General features: G+C 68.0%; 13 protein-coding genes. 12 read left to right on the forward strand and 1 reads right to left on the reverse strand.

The genetic code is table 11. The features are described from left to right. Positions 1 to 6: 6 nt before the first annotated feature. The gene (gene rlmN, locus BN4346_RS34735) at positions 7 to 1,101 is read left to right on the forward strand and encodes a 23S rRNA (adenine(2503)-C(2))-methyltransferase RlmN (protein WP_067971899.1); all 1,095 of its coding nucleotides are present in this window, start codon (positions 7 to 9) and stop codon (positions 1,099 to 1,101) included. An 82-nt stretch (positions 1,102 to 1,183) separates the two neighbouring features. Here the strand turns inward: rlmN and BN4346_RS34740 are convergent, their stop codons facing one another. Then, positions 1,184 to 1,438 (reverse strand): DUF2631 domain-containing protein, encoded by a 255-nt coding sequence (locus BN4346_RS34740; protein ID WP_067971902.1) that lies wholly within the window; start codon positions 1,436 to 1,438, stop codon positions 1,184 to 1,186. A 163-nt stretch (positions 1,439 to 1,601) separates the two neighbouring features. On the opposite strand from BN4346_RS34740, the gene BN4346_RS34745 reads away from it, so the two are divergent. The 11 genes from BN4346_RS34745 to BN4346_RS34795 all read left to right on the forward strand — a co-directional run bounded on the left by BN4346_RS34745 (position 1,602) and on the right by BN4346_RS34795 (position 13,204). Next, positions 1,602 to 2,438, forward strand: coding sequence for a helix-turn-helix domain-containing protein (locus BN4346_RS34745; protein WP_067972438.1), 837 nt, complete (start codon positions 1,602 to 1,604; stop codon positions 2,436 to 2,438). Beyond that, positions 2,392 to 2,787, forward strand: coding sequence for a VOC family protein (locus BN4346_RS34750; RefSeq protein ID WP_067971905.1), 396 nt, complete (start codon positions 2,392 to 2,394; stop codon positions 2,785 to 2,787). Before BN4346_RS34745 ends, BN4346_RS34750 begins: the two co-directional genes overlap by 47 nt. 4 nt (positions 2,788 to 2,791) lie before the next feature. Then, positions 2,792 to 3,964 (forward strand): 1-deoxy-D-xylulose-5-phosphate reductoisomerase, encoded by a 1,173-nt coding sequence (gene dxr, locus BN4346_RS34755; RefSeq protein WP_067971910.1) that lies wholly within the window; start codon positions 2,792 to 2,794, stop codon positions 3,962 to 3,964. Continuing rightward, entirely contained in the window at positions 3,961 to 5,178 is a 1,218-nt protein-coding gene (locus BN4346_RS34760) for a M50 family metallopeptidase (RefSeq protein ID WP_067971912.1), read from the forward strand. Before dxr ends, BN4346_RS34760 begins: the two co-directional genes overlap by 4 nt. Before the next feature lie 13 nt (positions 5,179 to 5,191). Further along, positions 5,192 to 6,343 carry a flavodoxin-dependent (E)-4-hydroxy-3-methylbut-2-enyl-diphosphate synthase gene (gene ispG, locus BN4346_RS34765; RefSeq protein WP_067971915.1) on the forward strand — a complete coding sequence of 384 codons (1,152 nt, stop codon included), beginning with the start codon at positions 5,192 to 5,194 and terminating at the stop codon, positions 6,341 to 6,343. Between the two features lie 55 nt (positions 6,344 to 6,398). Next, positions 6,399 to 7,250: a GNAT family N-acetyltransferase gene (locus BN4346_RS34770; protein ID WP_067971917.1), complete on the forward strand. Its 852-nt coding sequence runs from the start codon at positions 6,399 to 6,401 to the stop codon at positions 7,248 to 7,250. 195 nt (positions 7,251 to 7,445) lie between these two features. After that, a complete protein-coding gene (locus BN4346_RS34775; protein WP_067971920.1) occupies positions 7,446 to 9,266 on the forward strand; it encodes a penicillin-binding transpeptidase domain-containing protein in 1,821 nt (606 codons plus the stop codon). A 19-nt stretch (positions 9,267 to 9,285) separates the two neighbouring features. Continuing rightward, on the forward strand, positions 9,286 to 9,870 hold the full coding sequence (locus BN4346_RS34780; RefSeq protein WP_067971923.1) for a DUF1707 SHOCT-like domain-containing protein: 585 nt from the start codon (positions 9,286 to 9,288) through the stop codon (positions 9,868 to 9,870). Positions 9,871 to 9,902: 32 nt separating this feature from the next. Beyond that, complete coding sequence (map, locus tag BN4346_RS34785; RefSeq protein WP_327344366.1) at positions 9,903 to 10,724, forward strand: type I methionyl aminopeptidase; 822 nt, start codon at positions 9,903 to 9,905, stop codon at positions 10,722 to 10,724. 81 nt (positions 10,725 to 10,805) lie between these two features. After that, a complete protein-coding gene (locus BN4346_RS34790; protein ID WP_067971926.1) occupies positions 10,806 to 11,369 on the forward strand; it encodes an alpha/beta fold hydrolase in 564 nt (187 codons plus the stop codon). Between the two features lie 92 nt (positions 11,370 to 11,461). Then, positions 11,462 to 13,204: an AMP-binding protein gene (locus BN4346_RS34795; protein WP_067971928.1), complete on the forward strand. Its 1,743-nt coding sequence runs from the start codon at positions 11,462 to 11,464 to the stop codon at positions 13,202 to 13,204. Positions 13,205 to 13,255: the final 51 nt, after the last annotated feature.

Raw genomic sequence — 13,255 nt, forward strand, 5'->3', positions numbered from 1 at the left:
CCGATCATGACGCAACAGCTGGTGTTCACCGCACCGCGGCGAGCCCTGCCGCCGCGGCATCTGGCCGACCTCGACGCCGACGGTGTGGTGTCCGCGGTCGCCGAGCTGGGCCTGCCGGCATTTCGGGCCAAGCAGCTGGCGAACCAGTACTACGGCCGGCTGATCGCCGATCCGCAGCAGATGACCGATCTGCCCGCGGCGGTGCGCTCCTCGGTGGCCGACGCGCTGTTCCCCACGCTGCTGACCGCGTCCAGCGAGATCGAATGCGACGCCGGTGAGACCCGCAAAACGTTGTGGCGGGCCCACGGCAACACCAAGTTCGAATCGGTGCTGATGCGCTATCCGCGCCGCAACACCGTGTGTATCTCCTCGCAGGCCGGCTGCGGCATGGCGTGCCCCTTCTGTGCGACCGGCCAGGCCGGCCTCACCCGAAACCTGTCCACCGCCGAGATTCTCGAACAGGTGCGGGCGGCGTCCGTCGAACTGCGCGACCGGGACCACGGGCGGCTCTCCAACATCGTGTTCATGGGGATGGGGGAGCCGCTGGCCAACTACGCGCGGGTGGTGGCCGCGGTGCGTCGGATCACCGAGCCGGCGCCGAACGGCTTCGGCATCTCGGCGCGGTCGGTGACGGTTTCCACGGTGGGATTGGCCCCGGCGATCCGCAAGCTCGCCGACGAGCGCCTCGGCGTGACCCTCGCATTGTCGCTGCACACTCCCGATGACGAGCTGCGCGACACCCTGGTGCCGGTCAACAACCGGTGGAAGGTCTCCGAAGTCCTCGATGCCGCCCGCTACTACGCGGACGTCACCGGCCGGCGGGTGTCGGTGGAATACGCGTTGATCCGCGATGTCAACGACCAGCCGTGGCGGGCAGATCTGTTGGGCCGCAAGCTGCATAAGGCGCTGGGACCGTTGGTGCACGTGAACCTGATTCCGCTGAATCCGACGCCGGGCAGCGAATGGGACGCCAGCCCGAAGCCGGCGGAGCGGGAGTTCGTCCGCAGAGTTCGGGCCCAGGGCGTGGAGTGCACGGTCCGCGACACCCGCGGCCGCGAAATCGCGGCGGCATGTGGGCAGTTGGCGGCCGAAAACCAGTGAATCCGTCGCGAGATCGCAGCTACGCAGGAAAAGGTCGAGAAGACCCCTGCGTCAGCCCGATCTCGCGGAAACAGCGCGGCGGTTAGCGCAGCCAGCCGCGGTTGCGGCCGATGATGTCGCGGACCACGACGAACAGTGTCAGCGCGGCGAAACCCAGCAGGAAGTAGTCCTCGACGTGGCCGATGTGGTTGCCGCGCAGCATGAGCAGCAGGAAACCGACGATGCCGAAGCCGACGATGTGCCAGGTGCGGTAGTTGATCGCGCTCCAACCCCACGCCGCCGACGGCACCTCGACAGGGTCAACCCCGGTGTGGCGCTCCAGCTCGGTACCGGCCACTTCGACTCCTTCAGTTCGCCCGTGCAACTACTACTGCGCGACATTCTGACATATCCCCACTGAGCCACCTACCGTGGACGTCATGGCCGAGCACGTCGCAGAAGCGCCGCCGATCTGGGATTTCGCCGCTGCACCGCCGCACACGGCGCCGGGAGTGACGTCGATGGTGGGCTACCGCGCGCTCGATGTCCCCGAAGCCGTGCACCGGGGGATGCCGTCGTCGACATTGACCTTCATCGTCAGCCTCGACGACGGTGTGGAAGCTGCCGATACCGCCGCCGCGCTGCCGACGGCCCGGCCGACTCCGATCATTCTCGGTGGCCTGCACGTGCAGGCCAGCCATGTGCGGCAGCGTCGCGGCCAGGCGGGCGTGCAGCTGGCGCTGCACCCACTGGCCTCGCGCGCACTGTTCGGTGTGCCGGCGGCCGAGTTGAGCGTGACCGATTTCGACGCCGCACCGATGTTGGGCCGCCGTGCGGTGGACCTGCATGAGCAGCTCGCCGCCGCACGGTCCTGGCCGGACGCGTTCGCACTGGTGTCGTCCTATCTGGTGGCCCAGCAGCGTCGACGCGGCAGCACGGTGCGGCCCGAGGTGACCCACGCCTGGCAGCTGCTGCGGCGCAGCCGGGGGAGAGCGCCCGTCGCGGGCGTCGCCGAGCAGGTCGGATTGAGCCAGCGGCATCTGACCACGCTGTTCCGCCGCGAGGTGGGCCGCACACCCAAGACCGTGGCGACGCTGATGCGCTTCGAATACGCGACCAGTCGGATCGCCGAAGATGCGCGCCGAGGCCGCGTCGACCTCGCGGGAATCGCGGCCGAATCCGGCTACTGCGATCAGGCGCACCTGACCCGGGACTTCGTACGATTCGCCGGAACATCGCCGCGAGCCTGGCTGGCCGAGGAGTTCCAAAACATCCAAGACAACGGTCACACCCCGCGGTCACAGTGGAGTCATGACTCATCCGAATCCGACCGTCTGGCTGTGCCTGCAGGCGCATGACGCGCGCAAACTCATCGACTACTACGTCGACACCTTCGGTTTCGTCGTGACGGCCCGCCACGGCGACGACGGCGAGACCGTCAAGCACGCCGAGCTGCGCTGGCCCGAAGGCGTGGGCGGCATCATGATCGGCAGCTACAAGCCCGGTAACGACTGGTGCCGCGAACCTGGCACCGCGGGGGGCTTCGTCGTCACCAGCGATCCCGACGGCCTCTACCAGCGGGTCCTGGAACGCCAGGCGGAGGTGATCCGGCCGCTGACCGACACCGACTACGGGGCCCGCGAGTTCGCGGTCCGTGACCCGGAAGGCAACCTGTGGAGCTTCGGCAGTTACGCAGGAGCACAATAGCTGGGTGAAGACCGGCCGGATCAAAGTTCTGCTGTTGGGCTCCACCGGCTCGATCGGAACCCAGGCGCTGCAGGTCATCGCGGCGAACCCGGACCGCTTCGAGATCGTCGGGCTGGCCGCCGGAGGCGGTAACGCGGCGCTGCTGGCCGCCCAGCGCGCCGAGACCGGCGTCACCAACATCGCCGTCGCGGACGCGCAGGCCGGCGAAGCGCTCGAGGCCCCCTACTGCGGACCCGACGCCGTCACCCGCTTGGTGCAGGACACCGAGGCCGACGTGGTACTCAACGCCTTAGTTGGCGCGCTCGGGCTGCGACCCACGCTGGCCGCGCTGGAAACCGGGGCGCGGCTGGCCCTGGCCAATAAGGAATCACTGATCGCCGGCGGCCCGCTGGTCCTGGCGGCCGCCGAGCCTGGGCAGATCGTGCCGGTGGACTCCGAGCACTCCGCGCTGGCTCAGTGCCTGCGCGGCGGCACCCCCGACGAGGTCGCCAGGTTGGTGCTCACCGCGTCGGGTGGGCCGTTCCGCGGCTGGAGCGCAGCGGATCTTCAGCACGTCACACCCGAGCAGGCTGGGGCGCATCCGACCTGGTCGATGGGCCCGATGAACACGCTGAACTCGGCCTCGCTGGTGAACAAGGGCCTCGAGCTCATCGAAACCCACCTGCTGTTCGGTGTTCCCTACGAGCGCATCGACGTGGTCGTTCACCCGCAGTCGATCGTGCATTCCATGGTCACCTTCACCGACGGATCGACGATCGCCCAGGCCAGCCCGCCGGACATGCGCCTGCCGATCGCGCTGGCTCTGGGCTGGCCGGCGCGAGTGCCCGGTGCGGCGCCGGCCTGCGACTTTTCCACCGCCTCTACCTGGGAGTTTGAGCCGCTCGACGACGCGGTGTTCCCGGCGGTGCAGCTGGCCCGCCAGGCCGGTCAGGCCGGGGGCTGCATGACCGCGGTCTACAACGCCGCCAATGAAGAATCGGCGGAAGCCTTCCTGGCGGGCCGGATCAGCTTCCCCGCGATTGTGGCCACTATCGCCGAGGTGCTGGGCGCCGCCGACCAGTGGGCTGCGCAACCCGCTACCGTGGATGAGGTACTCGATGCGCAGCGCTGGGCCAAGGAGCGAGCGGCTCGCGCCGTCGAGGCGATTGCTACGAGAAAGGTCGGAAGCACCCGATGATGTTCGCGGTCGGCATCGCGCTGTTCGCGCTGGCCATCCTGGTTTCGGTGGCACTGCACGAATGCGGTCACATGTGGGTGGCGCGCGCCACCGGTATGAAGGTGCGCCGCTACTTCGTCGGCTTCGGCACCACGTTGTGGTCGACGAGGCGCGGCGAGACCGAATACGGCCTCAAGGCGATCCCGGCCGGCGGCTTCTGCGACATCGCCGGCATGACCTCGGTGGAGGAACTGGAGCCCGACGAGGTCGACCGAGCCATGTACAAGCAGAAGACGTGGAAGCGGGTGGCGGTACTGGCCGCCGGCCCCGCCATGAACTTCGTCATCGGTCTGGTGCTGGTCTACTCCATCGCGGTGATCTGGGGTCTGCCCAACCTGCACGCCCCGACCACCGCCGTCATCGGCGAAACGGCCTGTGTGGCACCCGAAGTCGTCAAGGGTGAGCTGGGCACCTGCTCGGGCCCCGGCCCGGCGGCGCTGGCCGGCATCGAGTCCGGTGACGTGGTGGTCAAGGTTGGTGACACGCCGGTGTCGACCTTCGAGGAAATGGCCGCCGCGGTACGCAAGCAGCACGGCACGACGCCGATCGTCGTCGAACGCGACGGCACCACGCTCACCAAGTACGTCGAGGTGACTCCCACCCAGCGCTGGATCGCCGACGGCTCCGACCGCGAGGCCGTCCCCAGTACCGTCGGCGCCATCGGAGTGGGCGCCGCCCAATTCGGGCCGACCAAGTACAACCCGGTCACCGCGGTGCCGGCCACCTTCGCCTTCAGCGGCGACCTGTCGGTGCTGCTGGGTAAGTCGCTGGCCAACATCCCCTCCAAGGTCGGCGCGTTGGTGCACGCCATCGGCAACCCGCACGGTCAGCGCGACCCCGAAACTCCGATCAGCGTGGTGGGTGCCTCGATCATCGGCGGCGACACCGTCGATCACGGGCTGTGGGTGGCGTTCTGGTTCTTCCTGGCCCAGCTGAACTTCATCCTGGGTGTGCTGAACCTGGTGCCGCTGCTGCCGTTCGACGGCGGGCACATCGCGATCGCGCTGTTCGAGAAGCTCCGCAACATGGTCAGGTCGGCCCGTGGGAAGGTCGCGGCGGCACCGGTGAACTACCTCAAGCTGATGCCGGCCACGTACGTAGTCTTGGTGGTGGTGGTCGGCTACATGCTGCTCACCGTGACCGCCGACTTGGTCAATCCGATCAGGCTGTTTTGATAGGAGCCCCCTCATGAGCGTCGGCCTAGGAATGCCGGCTGCCCCTCCTCCCACGCTGGCGCCACGTCGCAAGACCCGCCAGCTCATGGTTGGCGGGGTCGGGGTGGGCAGCGACCATCCGATCGCGGTGCAGTCGATGTGCACCACCAAGACCCACGACATCAACGCGACACTGCAGCAGATCGCGGAGTTGACCGCCTCGGGTTGCGACATCGTGCGGGTGGCCTGCCCCCGGCAGGAAGACGCCGACGCGCTGGCCGAGATCGCCCGGCACAGCCAGATCCCGGTGATCGCCGACATCCACTTCCAGCCCAAGTACATCTTCGCCGCGATCGATGCCGGCTGCGCCGCTGTGCGGGTGAACCCGGGCAACATCAAGGAGTTCGACGGTCGGGTCGGCGAGGTGGCCAAGGCGGCCGGCGCTGCCGGCATCCCGATCCGGATCGGCGTCAACGCCGGTTCGTTGGACCAGCGGTTCTTGGCCAAGTACGGCAAGGCCACCCCCGAAGCGCTGGTGGAGTCCGCGCTGTGGGAAGCGTCGTTGTTCGAGGAGCACGGCTTCGGCGACATCAAGATCAGCGTCAAGCACAACGACCCGGTCGTGATGGTGGCCGCCTATCAGCTGCTGGCCGAGCAGTGCGACTACCCGCTGCACCTGGGTGTCACCGAGGCCGGCCCGGCCTTCCAGGGCACCATCAAGTCCGCCGTGGCGTTCGGCGCGCTGTTGTCGCGCGGCATCGGTGACACCATCCGGGTGTCGCTGTCGGCGCCGCCGGTGGAAGAAGTCAAGGTCGGCAACCAGATTCTGGAGTCGCTCAATCTGCGGCCGCGCGGTCTGGAGATCGTCTCGTGCCCGTCGTGCGGGCGGGCCCAGGTGGACGTCTACCGGTTGGCCAACGAGGTCACCGCCGGGCTGGAGGGGATCGACGTCCCGCTGCGGGTCGCGGTGATGGGCTGTGTGGTCAACGGTCCCGGTGAGGCACGCGAGGCGGATCTGGGCGTGGCGTCCGGCAACGGCAAGGGTCAGATCTTCGTCAAGGGCGAGGTGATCAAGACCGTTCCCGAGGCGCAGATCGTCGAGACGCTGATCGAGGAGGCCATGCGCCTGGCGGCCGAGATGGAGGAGGGATCTCCCGGCGGTTCGCCCACCGTCGCCGTAAGCTGATCGCAACCGGCTCGCTGTACGCGCGCGGCAGGTCAGTTCGCCAGAAAGAGTCACTATGTCGGCTCCACCCGAGTTCCGTCTCGACCAGCGACGGGTGTCCGTAGCGCGGGACGCCGCGGCGGTCTGGCGGGTGCTCGACGAGGATCCGATCGGCTCCTGCATGGTCGCCGCTCGGGTCGCCGATCACGGTGTCGATCCGCGATCGATCGGCGGGGAATTGTGGACGCGCGGCGGCGTGGCCGAATCCTTGTGTTACGCAGGCGCGAACCTGATCCCGCTCCGTGGCGCCGCGGCCGATCTCACCGCGTTCGCTGATAAGGCGGTGGGTGCGATCAGGCGCTGCTCGTCGGTGGTGGGCCGGGCCGAACTGGTGTTGCCGATGTGGCACCGTCTCGCCGATTCCTGGGGCCCGGCTCGCGACGTGCGCGAGAGCCAACCGTTGATGGCACTGCACAACATGCCCGCGTATCCGATGGATGCGGAAGTGCGCCAGGTCCGTCCCGACGAGCTCGACGCGTACCTGGTGGCCGCCGTCGACATGTTCATCGGCGAGGTCGGGGTGGATCCGCGGGCCGGTGACGGCGGCCGTGCCTACCGCCGGCGGGTGGCCAACCTGATCGCGTCGGGCCGGGCCTGGGCGCGCTTCGAGCGGGGCGAGGTCGTGTTCAAGGCCGAGGTGGGTTCGCAGTCGCCGTCGGTGGGGCAGATCCAGGGCGTCTGGGTGCATCCGGACCGGCGCGGACGCGGGCTGGGCGCCGGCGGCACCGCGATGCTGGCCGCGGTGATCGTCGGCACCGGGCGGATCGCCAGCCTCTACGTCAACGATTTCAACGAGGTGGCGCGGTCCACCTATGAGCGGGTGGGCTTCACCCAGGTCGGTACTTTCGCGACGGTGTTGCTGGACTGAGTGTTCGGCGGCGATCACCCGATGCCGAACGTGTACTGAGACCGAAAAAATTCGAGCGATATTTTTCGTGCTCATTACACGTTCGTGAGGGTTGGGCTCGTGATCGGACCGGGTCGCCTTCGGTCGGCGACGTAACGATGCGATCTCGGTGCGCCTCCGCCGGCCCGCCGTTTCTATTTCGTAACATCAGCCCCAATGACAACTGCAAGCTCATTCGTCACACGAGTCACGGGTTTGGTCACCGTGCTGCTGACCGCGGCCGGCATGGCGGCCTGCACACCTCGCCCCGACGGCCCAGGGCCCGTCGCCGAGCGGTTCTTCGCCGCGCTGGCCACCGGCGACACCGCCGCCGCAGCCGAGCTCAGCGACGACCCGTCTGCGGCACGCAGCGCACTCAACGCCGCCTGGGCGGGCTTACAGGCCGAACACCTGGATGCCCAAGTGCTCAGCGCGCGCTACAACGACGACACCGGCAGCGTGGCCTACCGCTACACCTGGAAGCTGCCGAAGGACCGGACCTGGGCCTACGACGGCCAGCTCAAGATGGTCCGAAACGAAGGCCACTGGACGGTGCGCTGGACGGCCACCGGCCTGCATCCCAAACTGGGCGAGCACCAGACCTTTGCCCTGCGGGCCGACCCCCCGCGTCGCGCCGCGGTCAACGAGGTGGGCGGTACCGACGTGCTGGTGCCGGGTTACGTGTACCACTACAAGTTGGACGCCACCCGAGCCGGACAAAACCTGATGCGCACCGCGCGGGCGGTGGTCGAGACCTTGCGGCCCTTCGACGACGCACTGGGCGATCCGCAGCGGCTGGCTGAGCAGGCCAGTTCCTCGCGGTCTCCGCTCGACCTGATCACGCTGCGCAAGGCCGACCACGATCGTGTCGAACCCGCCATCGGCGCCCTCCCCGGAGTGGTGGTCACCCCCCGCCCCGATCTGTTGCCCACCGATGACCACTTCGCGCCGATGCTGATCAGCGAGGTCAAAAAGGCCGTCGCGAACCAACTCGAAGGTGCCGCGGGCTGGCGAGTCGTCAGCGAGAACCAGAACGGCGTCGACGTCGCGGTACTGCACGAGGTCGATCCAGCGCCGGCACCCTCGCTGACGATCAGCTTGGACCGAGAGGTGCAGCGCGCCGCGCAGAACGCGGTCAACACCCGCGGCGACAAGGCGATGATGGTGGTGATCAAGCCGTCGACCGGTGAACTGCTCGCCGTTGCGCAGAGCGCTGCTGCCGACGCCGACGGCCTGATTGCGACCAGCGGTCTGTATCCCCCCGGATCGACGTTCAAGATGGTCACCGCGGGTGCCGCGATCGAACGGGACCTGGCGACGCCGAACTCCATGGTGGGTTGTCCCGGTGAACTCGACATCGGCCAGCGCACCATCCCCAACTACGGCGGGTTCGATCTCGGCCTGGTGTCGATGTCGCGGGCCTTCGCCAATTCGTGCAACACCACCTTCGCCGAGCTGGCCAGCCGGATGCCGCCGCGGGCGCTGTCGCAGGCGGCCAGTCGCTACGGGATCGGAGTGGACTACTTGGTGGATGGGATCACCACGGTCACCGGTTCGGTTCCGCCGACCGTCGACCTGGCCGAACGCACCGAGGACGGCTTCGGTCAGGGCAAAGTGCTGGCCAGCCCATTCGGCCTCGCTCTGGCCGCGGCGACGGTGGCCGCCGGCCGAACCCCGGTACCCCGATTGATCGAGGGCCGGCCGACGGCGGTCAACGGTCCGCCGGCCGCGCCGGTGAGTGCGGAGATGCTCGACGGCCTACGCGAGATGATGCGACTGGTGGTCACCGACGGCACCGCACGTGACATCGCCGGCTGCGGCCCGATCTACGGCAAGACCGGGGAGGCCGAATTCGCCGGCGGCTCGCACTCCTGGTTCGCCGGATACCGGGGTGATATGGCCTTCGCGTCGCTGATCGTCGGCGGTGGCAGCTCGCAATACGCGGTCCGGATGACCAAGGTGATGTTCGACTCGCTGCCCGACAACTTCCTGCTGTAGCAGCGTAAATTGAGAAGCCATGACGGGTCTCAGCGACGACATGGCCGACGTGGCCTTGCGTATCTCGGATGCGGACCGCAACGGCACGTTGCGCCGCCTGCACAATGCCGTCTCCCTCGGATTGATCGACATCGGGGAGTTCGAGGAGCGCGCGGCCCAGGTGTCGCAGGCGCGGATGCGCTCGGAGCTCGACACCCTGATCGGTGACCTGCCCGGTCCGCGCGCCATCGTCACCTCGGCGGCCGACCGCGTCGAGCTGCGTGGTTGGGCCGGATCGCTCAAACGCCACGGGGAATGGATCGTGCCGACCCGGCTGGCATTGGTGCGGCGGCTGGGCTCGGTGGACCTCGATCTCACCAAGGCCCGGTTCGCCGGGCCGGTCGTCGTCATCGAACTCGACATGCGATTCGGCTCAGTCGACATCCGACTGCCCGACGGTGCCAGCGCCTCCATCGACGATGTCGAGGTCTACGGCGGCAGCGCCCGCGATCGCCGCACCGATCCGCCCGCCGAAGGAGCTCCGCACCTGGTCTTGACCGGCCGAGTGGTGTGCGGCTCGGTGGACATCAGGGGCCCGCGGCGCAAGCTGCGCTGGCGGCGCTGACCAGCTCCGTTAAGCTGGCGCAATGCCCGTTCGTGCCCCGCTTTCCCCCGGCGTGCTTGATCCAGCGTCCCGAATACGTCGGCCGCGCCACGGCCGCCGAGGGCTCTGAGCCGTGGGTGCAGACCCCCGAGGTGATCGAGAAGATGCGGGTGGCGAGTCGGATTGCGGCGGGTGCACTTGCCGAGGCGGGCAAGGCCGTCGCGCCCGGCGTGACCACCGATGAGCTGGATCGCATCGCCCACGAGTTCATGGTCGACCACGGCGCCTACCCTTCGACGTTGGGGTACAAGGGCTTTCCCAAGTCGTGCTGCACATCGCTCAACGAAGTGATCTGCCACGGCATCCCGGACTCGACGGTGATCGCCGACGGCGACATCGTCAACATCGACGTCACCGCCTATATCGACGGAGTGCACGGCGATACCAACGCCACCTTCCTGGCCGGGGACGTCTCCCAAGAACACCGGCTGCTGGTCGAGCGCACTCACGAGGCCACCATGCGCGCCATCAAGGCGGTCAAACCGGGCCGCGCGCTGTCGGTGATCGGCCGGGTCATCGAGGCCTATGCGAACCGGTTCGGCTACAACGTCGTCCGTGACTTCACCGGTCACGGCATCGGCCCGACCTTCCACAACGGTCTGGTGGTCCTGCACTACGACCAGCCCGAAGTCGACACCATGATCGAGCCGGGGATGACGTTCACCATCGAGCCGATGATCAACCTCGGCAGCCTGGACTACGACATCTGGGACGACGACTGGACGGTGGTCACCAGTGACGGACAGTGGAGCGCCCAGTTCGAACACACCCTGGTGGTAACCGATGACGGCGCCGAGATCCTGACCCTGCCGTGACTTGCAGCTGTTGTCTGATGAGCCGCTGAGGGGCCCGCCAAAATCGCCCCATGCCGTCCGAGGGGCTGTAGCGTGGCGGAGATGCCGGGCACGATGATGACCATCGACGGGTTCCCGATCCCGGTCGATGTGGCAGGCCCGCAGAACGGGCCCGTCGTCGTCGTGCTCGCCGCGGCGCAGCACCCGCTCACCGCCTACGACGCGGTCTGCCAGCGACTGCACACCGCCTCACTGCGCACCATCGTGATCGGCGCAGACCCCCGGCTGACACCCAAATCGGTGATCGGCATCCTCGATTCGCTGGGAGTACAGTGCGGCGTGCTGGTGGGCGACCGGACCGGAGCCGACAATGCCTGGGAACTCGCGGCGACGCGCCCGGACCGCTTCACCGGCCTGGTGGCCCTCGACCGGGGTCATCCGCGCGCGCCCGATCTGACCGGTGCGATCCGCGACGAGCGCTGCCCGCCGGTGGAGATCAACACCACCGTGCTGGTCAGTTCCCGGGCCACGGCGTCGGTGGCCAACGCCAGTCAACGATTCGTCTACGGCGAACACCGACTGGTGATGCTGCCCGGGCGGCGCAGCGCGGGTGAGTTCACCGCACAATTCGCGATGGAGATCGTGCTGCGGGCCAGTACCTGGTAATGCGCAGCGGGGGAGAGTAGTTTCCGGCATAGCCGGCGAGTCGGGGGCGCATCGGCTGAATAAATGAAAATGCGTATCTGGGGGGATACAGGATGTTGTCGTGGGGGCAATCAATACCGGCGTTGCTACGTGAACGCGCTCAGCAGGGGCCTGATCGGCCGGCGTTCACCTACATCGACTACGAGGTGGACCCGGCCGGGTACGCCGACACCGTGACCTGGTGGCAGGTCCTGCGGCGCACCGAGTCCGTCGCCGCGGAGGTGGCCGCAGTCGCCTCGCCCGGTGACCGCATTGCGTTGCTGGCGCCGCAAGGTCTTGAGTACATCGCCGGCTTCTTCGGTGCGATGGAAGCCGGTTGCATCGTGGTGCCGTTGCCGGTGCCTGCGTTCGGCAGCCACGACGAACGAGTCACCGCGGCGCTGAAGGACTGTGCACCGGCTGCGGTGCTCACCACATCGGCCGTCGCCGGCAACATCCAGGGGTGCGTCAGCGCGGTCGGCGGCAGTTCGCCGGCGATCATCGAGTTGGATCTGATCGATCTCGACGCCTCGGTGTCCTGGGAGGGATCCGGGGCGTTGCCGACGAAAACGGCACTGCTGCAATATACGTCGGGTTCGACCGGCTCGCCGAAAGGCGTCGTGGTGTCGCACCGCAACGTGTTCGCCAACGTCGAGCAGGTGATAGCGGACTATTTCGGCGAAGACGGGGGAGCGCCGCCGCCGGACACCACGCTGGTGTCTTGGCTGCCCTTCTACCACGACATGGGCCTGCTGCTGGGTGTGATGGGAGCGGTCTTGCTGGGCCGCCACTCGGTGGTGATGAGCCCGATCGCATTCTTGCAGAAGCCGTCTCGATGGATCCAGCAGCTGGCCATCAACTCCTGTGCGGTCACGGCCGGGCCGAACTTCGCCTTCGAACTGGCCGCGCGCCGGACCACCGATGAGGATATGGCCGGCCTCGACTTGGGGAGCGTGCACACCATCTTGAGCGGCAGCGAGCGCATCCACGCGGCGACCATCCGCCGATTCACCGACCGCTTCGCCCGCTTCAACCTGCCCGCCAATGCGCTGGCGCCCTCGTACGGGCTGGCCGAGGCAATGGTCTATGTCGCCTCGGCGCCGCGCGCGAACCGCCCGGTGATCGTTCGGCTCGACTACGAAAACCTGGTCGGTGGCACCGCGCAGGCTGGTCCGGGCGGAGCGGAGCTGGTCAGCATCGGCGGCGCCCGCGCGTGCACGGTGCGGATCGTCGACCCCGAGGCGCACACCGAGAGCCCGGACGGGCGCGTCGGGGAGATCTGGGTGCACGGTCCCAACGTCGCCAGCGGCTACTGGCACAACCCGCAGGCCACCGAGCGGACCTTCGGCGGGTACCTGGAGTCTCCGTCCGCGGGCACACCGGCGGGGCCATGGTTGCGCACCGGAGACCTCGGCGTCGTCTACGAGGGCGAGCTGCTGGTCGTCGGGCGGATCAAGGACCTGTTGATCGTCGACGGCCGAAATCACTATCCCGACGACATCGAGGCCACCGTGCAGGAGCTCACCGGGGGCCGCGTCGCCGCGGTACCGGTCAGCGGCGACGGGGGTGAGAAGTTAGTGGTCATCGCCGAGCTCAAGAACCGGGGCAACACCGTCGAAGAGCAAAGTGAACGGATAGCAGCCCTGAAAAAGGATGTGGCGGCATCGGTTTCCCGATGCCACGGAGTGCGGGTCGCCGACCTCGTGCTCGTCGCGCCCGGCGCGCTGCCGATCACCACCAGCGGCAAGATTCGCCGCTCCACATGCGCCGACTGCTACCGTTCGGCCCAATTTCGTCGGCTGGAGTCCGTCGACTGACCGCGGGCGGGTAGCCTGACAGCACTCAAATGTCAGGGAAGACCGTCGTCG

This window comes from Mycolicibacter icosiumassiliensis, assembly GCF_900078685.2.
Lineage (GTDB): Bacteria > Actinomycetota > Actinomycetes > Mycobacteriales > Mycobacteriaceae > Mycobacterium > Mycobacterium icosiumassiliensis.